The organism is Anabaena sp. AL09 (genome assembly GCF_001672255.1).
GTDB classification, from domain to species: domain Bacteria; phylum Cyanobacteriota; class Cyanobacteriia; order Cyanobacteriales; family Nostocaceae; genus Dolichospermum; species Dolichospermum lemmermannii.
On record NZ_LJOQ01000050.1, the window covers coordinates 20,007 to 35,790 of the forward strand.

Genomic DNA, 15,784 nt, shown 5'->3' on the forward strand with positions numbered 1-15,784 from the left:
CAGAACCGTAGCGAGAGCGAGGTTTAGCAGAATAGGATTTACCTTCTCTATCTACTCTCACTTCTGGGGATTGTTCAGAACCGTAGCGAGATGTCCGAGGTTTTGCAGAATAGGATTTACCTTCTCTGTCTACTTTCACTTCTGGGGATTGTTCAGAACCGTAGCGAGAGCGAGGTTTAACAGAAATGGGTTTACCATCACTTTTGCCTTGATTACGGCTAGGTTGAGGGACAACGCGTTTGCCCTTGATTTTCACTGGCTGACCACGTTTTGGTTGTCCGCCGGAATTACTTTTCTTTGGTTGACTTGTCATAACAGTATTGAGGTTTGATTTAAATGAGGGAACAGCCCGATGACATCAATTTAATGAACAATTACAAATCAGTAACAATCGCCAGATGTAGCTTCTCACTATTTCTCTAGGGGAAGTTTTTGTAATAGCTCGGTTAAACGGGGGTAATCAGTAAGATATAAGTAGCCAACTAAGGTTTCTAAACTAGTTGCCTGTTGATAAATTTCGGGATTCAGTCGTTTATGACGACTCGTAGCAGAGTTACGACCTCTGCGAACAATTTCTAATTCGTTACTCCTCAAGTAAGGAGTTAACATTCGCAAATGTAGCGCTTGTGTTTCTGCTCTTACCTGATCCACTACGGAACGATGGTAGTTGTCTAGTCGTTGTTGTGGCCACAGATAAAACATTCTAACATATAATTCATAAATTGCATCCCCCAAGTAGGCCAAAGCTGAAGGAGATATCTGTTTTATTTGGGCTGGGGATATTTGCTGGGGCAGTTGCGTCGCATTTACCAACCACGGGGAAATATCTGATGAATGCTGTGTAGCGGTTTCATCTTCTTCGTGTTCGCCTGTTTCCTCCTTGGACTTCACAGATTAATCATTCCTTAAAAAAGCACTACATCGGGAGACAATTTTTGCCGGCATTATCTAAAACAACTTAAATTTTAACTCTCAACATAATACATTAAATAAGGGCTATTCCCTGATATAACAGTATGCACTTAAAAGACTTTCAACTCCATTCCCTACTATATCCAAAAATTAGGCTATCCAGATTTGACATCGGACAGCCTAATTTAGATTTTCCATTTAAGCAATCAAGCCGCAGAGGAGGGGATGTTTTCTAGGGCTGCTTCAACTGTAAGTTGTAAGGAGAGAAATTTTTCTAAACGAACAAGCTTAACCGTTTGGGTTACACGGGCATTACTGACAATTTGGAAACTGCCTTCACCATCTGGTTCAGGTTTAGCCAGTTTGGCTAGTCTTACGAGCGCACCTAAGCCAGAACTGTCCACAAAGTCGATCTGTGAAAGATCCAAAATGATGTTTTTGGGACCGTCCTCAATTTTACTGCCGATTACTTTAATGAATGTTGGCTCAGAGAAAGCGTCTAATAAACCTGTGAGGCGGAATAGCTGACAGCTATCGCGGACTTCGCGTGTACCTCTCAGGCTCACGGTTAGATTCAGTGGTTCAGCTATGATTTTCTCCTCGTTCTTTTTACTAAAAGTAAACGTTCTAGTATAGATGGTTTTTGAGCAATTTGTCTATGTTGGGGACCGGCAAAAATTTTTACTAATTACCAATATCCATCATGACATTTTTTATCCTCAAGTTAGGCGATTGCGCCTTGACGTGCTGCTTGCATTTTTAGTACAAACTGCTCAAACAAGTAATCAGCATCATGGGGTCCAGGACTGGCTTCTGGGTGATACTGAACAGAAAACACAGGTAGGGTCTTGTGACGGACTCCAGCTACTGTCAGATCATTGAGGTTCAAGTGGCTGACCTCGACTGTAGCAGTTGGTAAGGAGTCTGGATCAAGAGCAAAACTGTGATTTTGGCTGGTAATTTCCACTCTTGTTTGTAAACCAGCAGGTTGATTTAAACCCCGATGTCCAAATTTTAGTTTAAATGTTTCTGCACCGAGAGCATGACCTAAAATTTGGTGTCCCATACAAATGCCAAATATGGGTTTTTGGCTGTCTAGTAAGGCTCTTGTGGTGTTGATACCTTCTGTGACGGCGGCGGGGTCTCCTGGTCCGTTGGAGAGGAAAATACCATCTGGATTGTATTTGAGAATTTCTTCTGGTTGTGTATCGGCAGGAACAACTATGACGCGACATCCATAACTGGCTAGACGACGCAAGATATTCCGCTTGACACCAAAGTCTAGAGCGACGACGGTGAAGGTTTCGCCAATTTTAGCCACTGCTGCGGAATTGAATTCCCAAGGGGCTGTTGTGGCTTCCAGCCATTCGTAAACGGTTGGTGTGGTGACATCTTTGACCAGGTTTAAGCCTGTCATGTTGGGAGCAGCTTGTACCATTTCTAACAATTCTGCTTCGTCGAGAATTGCTGTGGAAATGCCGCCATTCATTGCCCCAAAGGTGCGGATTTTCCGAGTGAGGGCGCGGGTATCTATGCCGTAAATAGCTGGAATTTGGTGCTGTTGGAGGTAGTTGGGGAGGGATTGGGTGGAACGCCAATTGCTGGGTTTATGACAAATATTCCGAGCGATCGCTCCCTTAACATGAGGTTGATTTGATTCTTCGTCTTCGGAATTAATACCAGTGTTACCTAATTCGGGATAGGTAAAAATGACAATTTGACCACAGTAACTAGGATCGGTTAACACTTCTTGATATCCGGTCATGCCAGTGTTAAATACGATTTCGCCAATGGCAGTTCCTGTCGCTCCGAAAGACCAACCGCGATAAATAGAGCCATCTGCTAGGACAAGTAGAGCAGGTATTGCGTCAGATAGGGGCATAGGTAAGAGGGGGCAGTTTTTTTAAATTTTGAATTAATTAATTTTTTTCCCAGTCTTGGACTGCGACTGCTTATTATCCCATGAGTTGAGGCTTTTAGATTCTTGCCTGGAATTAATAAAAAATTAAATGATTCAATAGTCACGCATCTTTAATTGGGTGGGAGGAGTACACTTGGGAAGAGCAGCCAGGGCGGTTAAAACATTCACTATGCTTCAGTCTTTTTTGTCCCGGACAGCCCTCATTTTTTGTTCCGTTAGTTTAGCGGTTTTGACTGTTGCCTGTGATCAAGATCAGCAGACAACGACAACTGATGAATCTAAGCAATCTTTGTCAACTGGGAGTTTGGCAGCCATCCATTCTCCCCGTCAACGTCAACAATTGTTAGCTAGTCCGAAATCAACGCCACGAGAATCTTCCCCCACCCAATTAAGTCCTTTGGCAATGGCACTAGATAAAGCTGCTGGTGCTAAAAGTATCAGCCGATCTGCTGTGTCTGTGGATGATTGGAATTTGGTAGTGAGTCAGTTGCAAGATGCGATCGCTCTCATGAAGCAAGTCCACCGTGATAGTGGCAATTTTGCCTTTGCTCAACGCCAAATCGGTGAATATCGCCGTCAAATTGCCTTTGCTCGTCGCAAAGCCTACCCCAAAAATTTAGCATCTTCTTTAACTCAACCGCAATCGGTTGTCATTGATGTTCCTCAGCCACAGAGTCATGGCATAGTTCCCCCCCGTTCCTCTGTCAAAACCCTAAAACCATCCTTATCTAAGCCTAGTTTCCCGTCATCAACTATCCTCCCCCGCAATAATGAGGTATTTATTGCCCCAATTAAGCGGCGAATTGGTGGTACACCAATTATTGAAGTTACCTTCAACGGTACACAGCGATTTGAGATGATTGTGGATACGGGAGCTAGTGGGACTGTAATCACTCAAAAGATAGCAGCGGCTTTAGGAGTGGTAACGGTAGGAAAAGCTAAAGCGAATACGGCCAGCGCTAAGGCTGTGGAATTCCCCATTGGCTATCTTGATTCTATGGAAGTTGGGGGGATGACGGTAAATAAAGTCCCAGTAGCGATCGCTGGGACAGAATTAGAAACAGGACTTTTAGGACATGACTTTTTCGGTAATTACGATGTAACTATCAAACGTAACGTTGTGGAATTTCGTCCTCAAGCCTACTCAGAAGCTAATCCCCCAGGAATTCCACTAAATGTGCCAACTTTGTCCAAGGGCTACCGCTTTGTAAAATTTCTTTAGCTACAGTCACCCCTTGAGCATGATTTAGCCAGGGAACTGCACCTGCTACTTGTAATGCTAGGGAAGCATTTAACGCCACTATATCCTGTTGCGCTTGTGTTCCTTTCCCTTGCAAAACTTCTTTCAGAATCACCGCATTTTCTTGAACGTTACCACCTTTGACAGCGGTAATGGGGGCAGGTGTGACTCCTACTTCATCGGGATCAACTGTAGTTAATAATACTTTACCATCTTTTAAGATCGCCAAATCGGTAATATCGCCTAAACCAGCTTCATCTAATTTTTCTCGTCCATGGAGAACCATTGCTGTTTGCGTCCCCAAGAGATTTAAGGCTTCAGCAACGGTTTCTATCAGTTGAGGATCAAAAACACCAATTACCTGACCGGTGGGATTCAGGGGATTTACCAAAGGTCCAAGTAAATTAAACACAGTCCGCACTTTGAGATTCCGCCGTAATGGGGCAACTGCTTTCAGGGCTGGATGCCAACCAGGGGCAAATAAAAATGTAATTCCTACCTCTTGCACTGCTGCTTGGACTTTTTCACTCGCAGCAGTCAAGTTTACTCCCAGTGCTTCTAAAACATCGGCGCTGCCCGTAAGACTGGAGGCTGAACGACTACCATGTTTAGCGACAGGTACACCAGCAGCAGCCACTACAAAGGCGACAGCGGTGGAAATATTAAAGGTTGATGCTCCATCACCACCTGTACCACAAGTATCAATTAACGGGACAAATGGGGTATGCTCACGTTTGTTTATGGGTACGGAAGACAGGGATTTTAAGACTTCGGCCATTCCTGTTAATTCTTCTGCACAAACGCCTTTGAAGTTCAAGGCCATTAAAATTGCCCCTGATAGTTCTGGGGGAATTGTTTCATTTATCCATCCTTGCATCAATTCTGCGGCTTGAGTGCGGGATAATGATTGACGTTCTAATAATTGTTTGAGTAAGTTAGACCAAATAGTAAAATCCATTGTTCGGGTTTTTGATGATGTTCCATGTGATTTTACCGAAAAATGGCTTTTTATTTCGCGCTATCGCTGTTAGTGGATATTTTATGGAATGAGAACGAACCGCAGAGGCACAGAGGTCACAGAGGTAGAGAAGGAAGAGATTTTTCGGGTTTTGGTTTTATTTCATAATTACTAATGAATAGTTCTTTACCTTTTTCGGCTTTTTTTTGTTTATAGTTATTCATGCCATATTGTAATTCCCATTCGATGATATTTGCCCATTGAAAGTTTTCTCTGATTTCTGGGCAATCGTCATAGGTAATTAACCAATTGTGCGGACATTGCTTTAATATTTCTGCAAATCTTTGATGATCAAATCCTGTATGTAAATCTCCTTTTTTACCATACAATTTAGATTTTTCGGCTTTAACATAAGGAGGATCTAAAAATATAAATACGTCTTTTCCTGGTTCATTAATTAGATGACTATAGTCTAAGTTGGTGATTTTCACATCTTGTGTTAGTATATGTTCTAATTTTTCCAGTCTATCTATTGATGAGTTAGTAAATCTTTTATGAAAAGATTCTAAAGAAAATCCACCGGATTCTATAGTTCCCGAAAATGTAATTCTGTTAAGAACAAAAAAGCGTACTGCTCTTTCTAAATCAGATAGGGTGTTAACATCTACATGAGCTAATTTGGCAAAGAGTAATTTTCCATCTTGGGAGTTTTTTTTAATTTGCCAAACTTCGGAAACTAACTTTGATAAATCAGATTTTACAAAATGCCAAAATAGATATAATTCTGGGTTTAAATCGTTAATAGCAATCTGGAGATGAGGAAATTTTTGTTTAAGATAGATGAAAACTGAACCACCACCAACAAAGGGTTCTCTAAATTCAGAAAACTTTTTTGGGAGACATTCAGCGATACTTTTAATTGCTCTTGATTTTCCACCAGGATAACGGAGAGGACTTTTGATATTCATTTTGTTCAATGTTCAAGAAGTGATAATATATATTTTACATTTTAATATTTACAACAAAATTACCCTTCTTCAAACTTACTACATCAATGTATGAACCGTTCAGCCCCCTATCAACCCTTGATTTTACGAATCCTGCATGGTGTCAGCGGGATTTTAGTCATTGGCGCAATTATTAGCGGATTCTTAGTTTACAACACTTTTGATAAGAGATTTGGATATATTCCAGTTCCTAAAATCAATCCTATACAGGATATTCATGGGACATTGGCAGTATTTTTCTTGATTTTACTGCCATTTTTTGCTGTTTATAGTTTCCATGCTGGGAAAAGACGACTATTACAACCAGACTCTATCCAAAATTTAACTCAATTTGGTAGACCAATTTGGTGGGTAAGTCTCCAACGTTTAGCAAATACTAAAATGTTACTCGCTGGTGTTTTGGCGGTAGTTTCTGGCAGAATGATGAAGGAAGAATGGCTACCTATAGGAGAACTTGATCATATTTGGTATTATGCTCATTTAATAGCTTGGTTAATCATGATTTGTTGTTTAGCAATTCATGTTTTGATGTCTGCTAAAGTTGGTGGTGTGCCATTATTACTGTCAATATTATCATGGAAATTTCGTCCAGAAGATAGCCCTGCTAACTGGTATGGTAGTTTACGTGCTTGGTTCAATGATTTTTCCAATAATCTTAGAGAAGAAATTAATCAATTTATGGCAGTTGGTTTATTAATGAAAATAATCGAGGTGATTGTATTGGCGGGAATTATCACAGCATTTGTTTTACCTTTGTTTTTTTCTAGTGGTGAATCATAAAAGGAGTTATTATTCCAGGTTTTAGTAATTTCTTACGAAGATGATTTATTAATAAAAAATTCTGATAATCAATTGTCAAATGAAGAATCTGAAACTTTGGAAAAATTACTAGCACAGATTGATAAATTGAATATTCTCAAATTGAAAACGTTATTTTGTAACCTATTACTTAAATAATAAATTATTATTTAAGTAAAAAATCACATCCTGTTAATCCTTAGAGGATGTTTGAAAAGTGGTATTCCGTAATTTTCATCACATTGCTACCCCCCTTAGTCCCCCCTTGTAAAGGGGGGAAACAATAAAGGGAGGGTTAGGGTGGGGTAAAAAATATTTGATACATCTTAATTTCACGATAACGGAAATTAACCGAAATGTTTGATGATTGCGTCAGCAAATTCAGAACACTTTAATGGTTGTACAGGTGGTTCCATTAACCGCGCTAAGTCATAAGTGACTTGACCATTGGCTATGGCATCACCTAATCCTTTTTTAATCAAATCTGCGGCTTCTTGCCAACCCATATATTCCAGCATCATCACACCGGAAAGAATTACAGAACCGGGGTTAATTCTGTCTAAACCAGCGTGTTTGGGTGCTGTCCCATGGGTAGCTTCAAAAATCGCGCAGGAGTCGCCAATATTTGCCCCTGGACCCATGCCTAAACCGCCAACGATAGCAGCAGCAGCATCAGATAAATAATCACCGTTGAGGTTCATTGTCGCCAGGATAGAATACTCATCTGGACGAGTTTGAATTTGTTGAAAGATACTATCAGCAATGCGATCATTGACCATGATTTTTTCTTTCCATTTGCCGTTTCCGTGACTTTCCCAAATTGTATTTAGAACTGTTTCTACTTCTTTGACAATTTGCGCTTTTTTCTCTGGAGTCAAAGAATCAAAACCAGGATCAATTTCATGGGCATTTTCTTCTGAGGAAATATGGGGATTTTTTTCCTTATTACCCAAAATCCAAGATTCCCGTTCTGTCACAGTTTCTTGACGGAATTCCGTTGTGGCTAATTCATAACCCCAATCGCGGAAAGCGCCTTCTGTGTATTTCATGATATTGCCTTTATGCACCAAGGTGACTTGTTGCTTATTTTTGGGCAATAATAAGGCGTGTTTGATGGCACGACGAACAAGCCGCTGAGAACCGGTTTTGCTGATGGGTTTGATACCGATACCAGCATCGAGGGGAATTTGCTTTTTACCGTGTTCTGGGGTAGCGGGTATCAATTCTTCATTTAAGAATTTTATCAGGCGATCGCCGATTTCACTACCTTGCTTCCACTCAATCCCCAAATAAATATCTTCCGTATTTTCCCGATAAACAATCACATCCAATTTTTCAGGAGTTTTGTGGGGAGAAGGTGTCCCAGCGTAATAACGACAAGGACGCACGCAAGTATAAAGGTCAAAGATTTGGCGTAATGCCACATTTAAAGACCGAATTCCGCCACCAACGGGAGTAGTTAGAGGTCCTTTAATTGCTATGCCATATTCTTTAATAGCCGTCAATGTATCTTGAGGTAAATACTGATATGTACCGTACAAATCACAGGCTTCATCACCAGCATAAACCCTAAACCAGCTAATTTTTCTTTGACCATTGTATGCTTTGGCGATCGCAGCATCAAGCACTTTTTCCGTCGCCGGCCAAATATCTATACCCGTACCGTCACCGCGAATAAAGGGAATAATGGGATTTTCAGGAACAACCGGTTCACCATTTTTGAAGGTAATTTTCGCGCCGGTGGTGGGAGGAGTAATCTTTTCGTACATAATTCACAAATTCCAAATAGAATAAATTCACCGGGTATGGAGTCAGGAGTCATAATTTCTGTAACTCCTGGATTCTGTAACTCCTTACCTGATAAAGTATTGTGGGCTAGGATTTCGCTAAAGCCACCGTGAGTGATTTTTTCAAATATATACTCAAGGGCTTGCCAACTTTACCCAAGATTCGGAGTAAACTACTTTTCGCTATTCGGCTTTCATTTTGTAGAATAACCGATAGCAGTAGATAGTTTATTCACGCTCACGCTAACACGAGTAACGGCATGACAGACCCAATGATTGTATCAGGCACTACAAATGATCTCGACTCCCTCCGCCAAAAGTTAATCGCTGGGTCCGAAAAAGTCCAACAACAAATCATCCCGCAGTTAGCTGACTTGGGTAATGATGGGTTAGATGTGTTGAAGGAATTTTTGCTGAAACGTCGTGATACCCCAGCAACTTGGATTGATGGCAAAGTCTACCAAGTCATCTACAATACTGATGCACCGACAAGTCAAGGATTTCTACAAACTAACTTTCCTGAAGGAATTGTACCTCTAAAATCGGACTGTGGGATCAGTTACAATTCTTTGCAAAAGCTACTTGCAGATCAAGATTTTCAAGCAGCGGACCTCTTGACAATTCAAAAGATGTGTGAAGCAGCAGGTCCCCAAGCAGTAAAAAGAAAATGGCTATACTTTACAGAAGTAGAAAGTTTACCAATTCAAGACTTACGCACCATTAATCAACTCTGGGTAGTTCACTCAGAAGGTAAATTTGGCTTTTCCGTGCAGCGCGAAATTTGGTTAGGTTTAAGTAAAAATTGGGTCAACTTGTGGCCAAAAATTGACTGGAAGAATGGTAATAACTGGACAAGATATCCTAACGGCTTCACCTGGGATTTAAGCGCTCCTAGAGGTCATCTACCCCTCTCTAATCAATTGCGTGGTGTGCGGGTGATGTCTTCTCTGTTGTGTCATCCTGCTTGGAATAAGTAGTTAGATCCCGTTAGATCCCCGACTTCTTTGAGAAGTCGGGGATCTGAAATTAACCAACTGCAAAGCCTGTATATTGTCTCATCAAAGGCTCATGAAAAGCTAAGACAATATCTTCTTGTGGTACACCCAATTTAACTAATTCATCTGCTATACCAATCTCCGTTCCATCATGTTGTATCCAAATCTTGTTGTTTTTAATATCAAGATGTAAAACACAACCATGCTGTCTGCGTCTGTTCTTCCAACCAACATACATTAACTGATAATGATTACCAACGGGATCAAAAATCAGTTGTTGCTCAATCTCATCTTTCTTTGAACCTATTTGAGCATACTCTCTGATAACTTGTTGAACATAATTTTGATATTGCTTTAGTTTTTCCATTCTAGAATCGCCTCCTGAATCGGATCATAAACAATGATTTTAAGTTGATAATGTTCGACAACTGTTTTGATAAATTGCAATTAAAAGAAAGCGTAATAAACTCCTAAAGGAACAGCTAAATATAAAACTTTCTATCTATGATTATAGTAATTTCTATCTATGTCTAACCTCACAGATATCCCTGGAATACCCCAAATGGGGATCTGGAATTGGTAGATGTTATATTTTTTTACAAACAGAATCTTGACATTCTAAAGTAGATATGTAATTATTTAGTGTTAAGACAGCTAAATAACTGCGATCTCAAGCAGATCTCTAACGCCCAAGCGTCAGTAGTTGTCTCAGCAGCAGGATTCCTAAGTTACTGCTAGTAGTTCGCTTTGTTCCTTTGTCTGAAAGTTAAATTTGATTTCAGCCAAAACCAGCAAGTGCAAAGCGATTAGTTAGTGGCACTCAATAGTAGTGACAATTAAATTTGTGAGAAATTTTGAAGTTAGCAGAACCTAGCAAAAATAACGCCATCATGCCATTCTAAGAGAATCTAACATATAGCTAAGAATCTCATAACAATTGCGTTACTGCTTGCAGAAGAAAAATAAAAAGCTATATTTTATCCTTCAGTGCTTGGTTCTAACTCGATAAATAGAGTATTTTATTTGCGAAATACTGCTTCAAGATAAACAGAATGATAGAAGCTGAACAAACTCACGAATTTGTCAGGAAAACTGGTTAAAAGTGAATTTTTTTAGATCAAATTTCAGCCGCAGGAACGAAGCGAACTGTTGGCGGTAATTTGGGAATCATACTGCTGAGACTGAAACTGATTAATTTAGAGAAGCTAGATAAGAGAAAACTAACTTTTTAGTTTATTCTCTAATATGGCTGTATTGCTAATAGATGTGTGGTTTTCCGATGCTGTTGACAAAAAAATCAACGGAAAATAATTCACATGAATTCCAAACAGAAACAAAGTAAAAAGCATCAACTGATAGATGAATATGGTGCTTGCTGTTGGTGGTGTGGTAAGTCGATATCAATAGATATGCTGACTATTGAACACCTCCGTCCTAAAAGTCGTGGTGGTTCTAACTCTTTGGAAAACTTAAGACTCGCTTGTTTAACTTGTAACCGTTCTCGTGGAAATAGTCTATTTCCACCAGGTGTAAAGGTAAATGTCTTTAAATAACACCTAAATCTTATTAGGTTTTTATTTTGTGAGGTGGGTATATTGCTCACCTCTTCACTTAATTAAATTCACAAATAATAAAAATATCAAAATGCACAAACTTCTCACATTCCAAAATGAAAAACTCCTGCGTCAAGCATTAACCCACCGTTCTTATGTTAACGAAAACCCAGAACAAGGGGAACATAACGAGCGCTTAGAATTTCTCGGTGATGCTATTCTCAATTTTTTAAGCGGTGAATATCTTTATGAAAAGTTTGCTGAAAAAGGAGAAGATGAATTAACTCGTCTTCGTTCCGCATTAGTAGAAGAAAAACAACTGGCAAAATTTGCTATAGAAGTAGGTTTAGACTTTAGAATGAGATTAGGAAAAGGAACAATTAGAGATGGCGGTTTTCAAAATCCTAACTTACTAAGTAGTACATTTGAGGCTGTAATTGGCGCTTACTATTTAGATAATAATCGTAATGTTGAACCACTCCGTGAGATTGTTAAAATATTATTTAATGATGCCTCAAAACACATTGTAGAAATCCGTTCTAATGTAGATTCCAAAAATCGGTTTCAAGAATTGGTACAAGCTAAAGGTATCACAAATCCCCCTAAGTATGTAACGGAACAAATAGGGGGACCATCTCACGCGCCAGAATTTAGAGCTAAAGTATTAGTAGAAGGTAAAGAAAAGGGAGAAGGTAAAGGAAAGAATAAAAAAGAAGCCGAAAAAGCTGCTGCTGAAGATGCGTTAGCGAAATGGAAAAATCAGGTTTATTAGATTGATAATTGTTGATTTTCTGCTTGATTTGGCGACTAGAAGTCGCAGCTACATAGACAAGACCCAGCTACGTGGGTTCAAAGGTCTTGATTTTTAATAAGTCCACGCAGGTGGACTTTGTTTGTGTAGTAGTGATTTATAATCGCTGGAAACTAATATTCATGACAACTACTGATGTTATTACTGAATATAAATGTTAATATTCTGTCGTTATTCATAATTGAGTAAGTCAGCTTAATCCAGTATATTTCAGTTAATAGTGCTGGAACGGAGGAACCGAATTGTGGGGCGTATTTTTGTCTTGATGAGTTTAGGAATTTGAGCTTTAAAAATCAAATCAAATCTAAAATTGAGCAAAAAAGGGGATCTCTCAACCCTAGCCCGTCAGCTAACTTCGTAGGCATTGAGAGGAGACTGAAGAGACAGAATTTTAATTATTTTCTGATCTCATCAGTGTCCAAGGTTGGTACTAGTTAATATTTGCGTATCCAAGCTTAACTCTGCTGAGGTGAAATAAATGATATTGCAACTAAATATAGCTGCCATTTTTGCAGTTGCGGGACAAACTGTTTGGAGAAAAGCCAAACTTGTAATTTTTCAAGATACTTTTTTATTCCCAGCATTAGGCTGTTTAGGAATTATTTTATTGTGGTGGATAGTAGCATTAGCTAATCATGAATTAATGCCCACACCACCAGAAGCTTTAATTGCTAATTGGGACTATATCTTACATCCATTCTATGAAAGAGGTCCCGGTGATTTAGGCATTGGTTGGTTATTATTAGCAAGTTTACGGCGGGTAATATTAGGATTTGGTTTGGGTGCATTAGTCGCCATTCCCTTGGGATTTTTGATCGGAATGTCCAGACCGGCAATGCTGGCTTTTAATCCCATTATTCAGATTTTTAAACCAGTATCACCACTGGCTTGGTTGCCCATTTCTTTATCTCTGTTCAATTTAGCAGATCCTTCCGCTATTTTTGTGATTTTCATTACGTCGCTGTGGCCAACTATTATTAATACAGCGTTGGGAGTTTCTAATGTTCCTAAAGATTATTTAGATGTAGCACAAGTCTTGGGAATGAACCGCTGGGGACAGATTACCAAAATTATTTTACCTGCTAGTTTGCCCTATATTTTTACAGGTTTGCGAATTAGTTTGGGGATAGCTTGGCTGGTAATTGTGGCTGTAGAAATGCTCACTGGTGGGGTAGGAATAGGATTTTTTGTTTGGGACGAATGGAGTCGTTTAAATCTGAGTTCTGTATTTTTAGCCGTGTTTGTAATTGGCTTAACTGGGTTGATTTTAGATTATGGTGTGGGAAAACTTCAAGAGTTAGTTACTCACCGTTCAGGAAGTTAATGATTTAAACGCAGATAGAAGATGATGAACGCGGATAAACGCAGATGAATTTGTATTTTCATAAAATCCCAAATGATAAATTATGACTGAAAATCATTTAACTCGCAGAGATTTTATTACGGGAATAGGTGCGACAACTGCGGGAATGATATTATCATCCTGTAATGTTTCTGGAGATAGGTCTGCTAAGGGACTCACAGAAGAAGCTTTAGCGGTGACACCTGTAGTTAAATCCCAAGATTTAGAAAAATCGGATATTACTGTTGGTTATGTTCCTGTTAATGATTGTGCGCCATTTGCGATCGCTTGGAAAAAAGGATTTTTCCGCAAATATGGTTTAAATGTCACACTCAACCGCGAAGCCAGTTGGGCTACTTCCCGCGACGGCTTAATTTTTGGTCGTCTCGACGCTTCCCCCGTCGTTTCTGGTGCAGTTACCAACGCTAGAATAGGGGCTGAAGGGGCGCGTCATGCTCCCTTGTGTGCAGCAATGACCATTCACCGACATGGTAACGCTATGACCATGAGTAAGGATATGTGGGACTATGGCATCCGTCCTTGGTTTGAATATCAGCAAAAATACGGTGATGGGGCTTTAGAAGCCTTTGGGCGGGACTTTCGCGGCTATTTTGACAAACAACCCCCGGAAAAGAAAGTTTGGGCTGTAGTCCTCAGTTCTGCAATTTATGAATACTTTGCTCGCTATCTTTCTGCTGCTGCGGGTGTTGATCCTTTAAAGGAATTTCGGGTAATCATTGTTTCTCCACCGCAAATGGTGACAAACATGAGAATTGGGGCAATGGAAGCTTACATGGTTGCTGAACCTTGGAACACTAGAGCAATTACAGGTAATGAAGGTATCGGTTTTACCTTTGCCCAAGGTAAGGAAATTTGGCAAGGACACCCAGATAGACTCCTGGGAGTAATGGAATCTTTTATTGTCAATTATCCCAAAACTTACCGTTCTTTAGTGAAAGCAATGATCGAAGCTTGTCAATATTGTGGAAAACCCGAAAATCGCCAAGAAATAGCCGAATTACTCACACAACGTTCTTTCACTGGGGCAAAACCTAAAAAGCCCGGTGTTCCTATTACTAAGTTTACTGGACCGGGAATTATTGGCAATTATAATTATGGTGGTTTTGATGGTAAAGACAGAACTATCAAAGCAGATGATACCACAATTTTTTATGATCTTCCTAAGAGTATTCCCCATGAAAAAGGAGAACATTCTACATTTTTATGGCGTTCTCGCAGTCTTTGGTTAATGACTCAAGCAGCCCGTTGGGGACAAATCAAAGAAATTCCTAAAAACGCCAAAGAAGTAGCTGCAAAAGGTTGGAGAACCGATTTATATCGAGACATAGCCGCAGAAATGGGAATTGAATGTCCCCAGGATGATTATAAGGTTGAACCACCAGAAGCATTTATAGATAAAAAAGGATTTGATCCTAGTGATCCTGTAGGATATCTCAATAGTTTTGATATTCGTGCTAACGCTCCTTCTCAGTTTTTCATGTCTTAAAAATAGCTAATTATATCAAAAGGAATTAATCATGGAATATACGATTTCAAAAGATCATACTTCTCCAGAAATTTTACCCCGGAATGGATTTTTGGAAGTAGAGAATTTAGTTAAATCTTATCCAACCCAGGATAAAGGAGAATTCACAGTTTTAGATAATGTTAATTTGACCATTGGTGAAGATGAATATATTTCTGTAATTGGTCATTCTGGTTGTGGTAAATCCACATTATTAAAAATAATTGGTGGTTTTGAAAAAGCTACATCTGGTTCAATTCGCTTAGATGGTAAAGAGATTCGGAAACCAGGTGCAGATAGAATGATGGTATTTCAAAATTATTCATTATTACCTTGGTTAACAGTCCGTGAAAATATCCGTTTAGCAGTAGATGAAGTTTTGAAAAATGCTAATCGGGCTGAAAAAATTAGCATTGTCAATGAACACTTGACAATGGTAAACTTAACAGCAGCCGCAGATAAATATCCTGATGAAATTTCTGGAGGAATGAAACAAAGAGTGGGTATTGCCAGGGCTTTAGCAATTCGTCCCAAAATGTTATTAATGGATGAACCTTTTGGGGCTTTAGATGCCTTAACTCGTGGTAAATTACAACGTCAGGTATTAGATATTTGGGAACATAATCGGCAAGCTGTTATGATGATTACCCATGATGTTGACGAAGCAATTTATATGTCTGACAGAATTATTTTGATGACTAATGGACCATCTGCAAAAATAGGAGAAATTTTAACAGTTCCTTTTGAACATCCTAGAGATAGAGTGGCCATGCGGAACTCTACAGAATATTTTGAACTTCGCAATCATGCTCTTAATTTTCTGGATCAAAATTTCACACCAGAGTAGGGGCAAACCCCCTGTGGTTGCCCAGATTTGCCTAGGGGCAAACCCCCTGTGGTTGCCCAGATTTGCCTAGGGGCAAACCCCCTGTGGT

Annotated in this window: 15 protein-coding genes, 1 pseudogene and 1 riboswitch; of the genes and pseudogenes, 8 read left to right on the forward strand and 8 right to left on the reverse strand. The window is 39.5% G+C overall.

Annotated elements, in window-relative coordinates; genetic code table 11:
• The 4 genes and pseudogenes from AN490_RS10060 to carA form a co-directional block, all read right to left on the reverse strand.
• A pseudogene (locus tag AN490_RS10060) lies at positions 1-313 on the reverse strand (hypothetical protein); the annotation flags it as partial.
• Positions 314-411: 98 nt separating this feature from the next.
• Entirely contained in the window at positions 412-891 is a 480-nt protein-coding gene (locus AN490_RS10065; RefSeq protein WP_300002577.1) for a ribonuclease III domain-containing protein, read from the reverse strand.
• Positions 892-1,118: 227 nt separating this feature from the next.
• Positions 1,119-1,478 (reverse strand): STAS domain-containing protein, encoded by a 360-nt coding sequence (locus AN490_RS10070; protein WP_300002580.1) that lies wholly within the window; start codon positions 1,476-1,478, stop codon positions 1,119-1,121.
• A gap of 158 nt (positions 1,479-1,636) precedes the next feature.
• Positions 1,637-2,794: a glutamine-hydrolyzing carbamoyl-phosphate synthase small subunit gene (carA, locus tag AN490_RS10075; protein ID WP_015078718.1), complete on the reverse strand. Its 1,158-nt coding sequence runs from the start codon at positions 2,792-2,794 to the stop codon at positions 1,637-1,639.
• 208 nt (positions 2,795-3,002) lie between these two features.
• On the opposite strand from carA, the gene AN490_RS10080 reads away from it, so the two are divergent.
• On the forward strand, positions 3,003-4,055 hold the full coding sequence (locus tag AN490_RS10080) for a retropepsin-like aspartic protease (RefSeq protein WP_300002585.1): 1,053 nt from the start codon (positions 3,003-3,005) through the stop codon (positions 4,053-4,055).
• On the opposite strand, the gene trpD is transcribed toward AN490_RS10080, so the two are convergent.
• Positions 3,985-5,031: an anthranilate phosphoribosyltransferase gene (trpD, locus tag AN490_RS10085; RefSeq protein WP_300002588.1), complete on the reverse strand. Its 1,047-nt coding sequence runs from the start codon at positions 5,029-5,031 to the stop codon at positions 3,985-3,987. The two genes, AN490_RS10080 and trpD, sit on opposite strands and share 71 nt — an antisense overlap.
• Before the next feature lie 116 nt (positions 5,032-5,147).
• Positions 5,148-5,999, reverse strand: coding sequence for a DNA adenine methylase (locus AN490_RS10090; RefSeq protein WP_300002591.1), 852 nt, complete (start codon positions 5,997-5,999; stop codon positions 5,148-5,150).
• 90 nt (positions 6,000-6,089) lie between these two features.
• Here AN490_RS10090 and AN490_RS10095 point away from each other — a divergent pair, with 90 nt between their 5' ends.
• Complete coding sequence (locus AN490_RS10095) at positions 6,090-6,818, forward strand: cytochrome b/b6 domain-containing protein (protein ID WP_300002594.1); 729 nt, start codon at positions 6,090-6,092, stop codon at positions 6,816-6,818.
• 365 nt (positions 6,819-7,183) lie between these two features.
• Here the strand turns inward: AN490_RS10095 and AN490_RS10100 are convergent, their stop codons facing one another.
• Positions 7,184-8,605: an NADP-dependent isocitrate dehydrogenase gene (locus AN490_RS10100; RefSeq protein ID WP_213717685.1), complete on the reverse strand. Its 1,422-nt coding sequence runs from the start codon at positions 8,603-8,605 to the stop codon at positions 7,184-7,186.
• Positions 8,606-8,883: 278 nt separating this feature from the next.
• Here AN490_RS10100 and AN490_RS10105 point away from each other — a divergent pair, with 278 nt between their 5' ends.
• The gene (locus AN490_RS10105) at positions 8,884-9,600 is read left to right on the forward strand and encodes a GUN4 domain-containing protein (protein WP_148763326.1); all 717 of its coding nucleotides are present in this window, start codon (positions 8,884-8,886) and stop codon (positions 9,598-9,600) included.
• A gap of 49 nt (positions 9,601-9,649) precedes the next feature.
• On the opposite strand, the gene AN490_RS10110 is transcribed toward AN490_RS10105, so the two are convergent.
• The gene (locus AN490_RS10110; RefSeq protein ID WP_300002599.1) at positions 9,650-9,985 is read right to left on the reverse strand and encodes a XisI protein; all 336 of its coding nucleotides are present in this window, start codon (positions 9,983-9,985) and stop codon (positions 9,650-9,652) included.
• A 949-nt stretch (positions 9,986-10,934) separates the two neighbouring features.
• Between AN490_RS10110 and AN490_RS10115 the strand changes: the two genes are divergently transcribed.
• The 5 genes from AN490_RS10115 to AN490_RS10135 all read left to right on the forward strand — a co-directional run bounded on the left by AN490_RS10115 (position 10,935) and on the right by AN490_RS10135 (position 15,696).
• Positions 10,935-11,171 carry an HNH endonuclease gene (locus AN490_RS10115; RefSeq protein WP_168643812.1) on the forward strand — a complete coding sequence of 79 codons (237 nt, stop codon included), beginning with the start codon at positions 10,935-10,937 and terminating at the stop codon, positions 11,169-11,171.
• A gap of 91 nt (positions 11,172-11,262) precedes the next feature.
• Positions 11,263-11,943: a ribonuclease III gene (gene rnc, locus AN490_RS10120; protein WP_300002605.1), complete on the forward strand. Its 681-nt coding sequence runs from the start codon at positions 11,263-11,265 to the stop codon at positions 11,941-11,943.
• Positions 11,944-12,164: 221 nt separating this feature from the next.
• Positions 12,165-12,361: riboswitch (cyclic di-AMP (ydaO/yuaA leader) on the forward strand.
• A 99-nt stretch (positions 12,362-12,460) separates the two neighbouring features.
• Positions 12,461-13,306: a nitrate ABC transporter permease gene (gene ntrB, locus AN490_RS10125; protein ID WP_015078705.1), complete on the forward strand. Its 846-nt coding sequence runs from the start codon at positions 12,461-12,463 to the stop codon at positions 13,304-13,306.
• A gap of 82 nt (positions 13,307-13,388) precedes the next feature.
• On the forward strand, positions 13,389-14,831 hold the full coding sequence (locus AN490_RS10130; protein ID WP_300002608.1) for an ABC transporter substrate-binding protein: 1,443 nt from the start codon (positions 13,389-13,391) through the stop codon (positions 14,829-14,831).
• 31 nt (positions 14,832-14,862) lie between these two features.
• A complete protein-coding gene (locus AN490_RS10135) occupies positions 14,863-15,696 on the forward strand; it encodes an ABC transporter ATP-binding protein (protein ID WP_300002611.1) in 834 nt (277 codons plus the stop codon).
• The last annotated feature ends 88 nt before the right edge of the window (positions 15,697-15,784 follow it).

Excerpts from the sequence above, each read along its gene's own strand:
- carA (WP_015078718.1), bottom strand. The coding sequence starts at position 2,794 with ATGCCCCTATCTGACGCAATACCTGCTCTACTTGTCCTAGCAGATGGC.
- AN490_RS10080 (WP_300002585.1), top strand. The coding sequence starts at position 3,003 with ATGCTTCAGTCTTTTTTGTCCCGGACAGCCCTCATTTTTTGTTCCGTT.
- trpD (WP_300002588.1), bottom strand. The coding sequence starts at position 5,031 with ATGGATTTTACTATTTGGTCTAACTTACTCAAACAATTATTAGAACGT.
- AN490_RS10090 (WP_300002591.1), bottom strand. The coding sequence starts at position 5,999 with ATGAATATCAAAAGTCCTCTCCGTTATCCTGGTGGAAAATCAAGAGCA.
- AN490_RS10095 (WP_300002594.1), top strand. The coding sequence starts at position 6,090 with ATGAACCGTTCAGCCCCCTATCAACCCTTGATTTTACGAATCCTGCAT.
- AN490_RS10100 (WP_213717685.1), bottom strand. The coding sequence starts at position 8,605 with ATGTACGAAAAGATTACTCCTCCCACCACCGGCGCGAAAATTACCTTC.
- AN490_RS10105 (WP_148763326.1), top strand. The coding sequence starts at position 8,884 with ATGACAGACCCAATGATTGTATCAGGCACTACAAATGATCTCGACTCC.
- AN490_RS10110 (WP_300002599.1), bottom strand. The coding sequence starts at position 9,985 with ATGGAAAAACTAAAGCAATATCAAAATTATGTTCAACAAGTTATCAGA.
- AN490_RS10115 (WP_168643812.1), top strand. The coding sequence starts at position 10,935 with ATGAATTCCAAACAGAAACAAAGTAAAAAGCATCAACTGATAGATGAA.
- rnc (WP_300002605.1), top strand. The coding sequence starts at position 11,263 with ATGCACAAACTTCTCACATTCCAAAATGAAAAACTCCTGCGTCAAGCA.
- ntrB (WP_015078705.1), top strand. The coding sequence starts at position 12,461 with ATGATATTGCAACTAAATATAGCTGCCATTTTTGCAGTTGCGGGACAA.
- AN490_RS10130 (WP_300002608.1), top strand. The coding sequence starts at position 13,389 with ATGACTGAAAATCATTTAACTCGCAGAGATTTTATTACGGGAATAGGT.
- AN490_RS10135 (WP_300002611.1), top strand. The coding sequence starts at position 14,863 with ATGGAATATACGATTTCAAAAGATCATACTTCTCCAGAAATTTTACCC.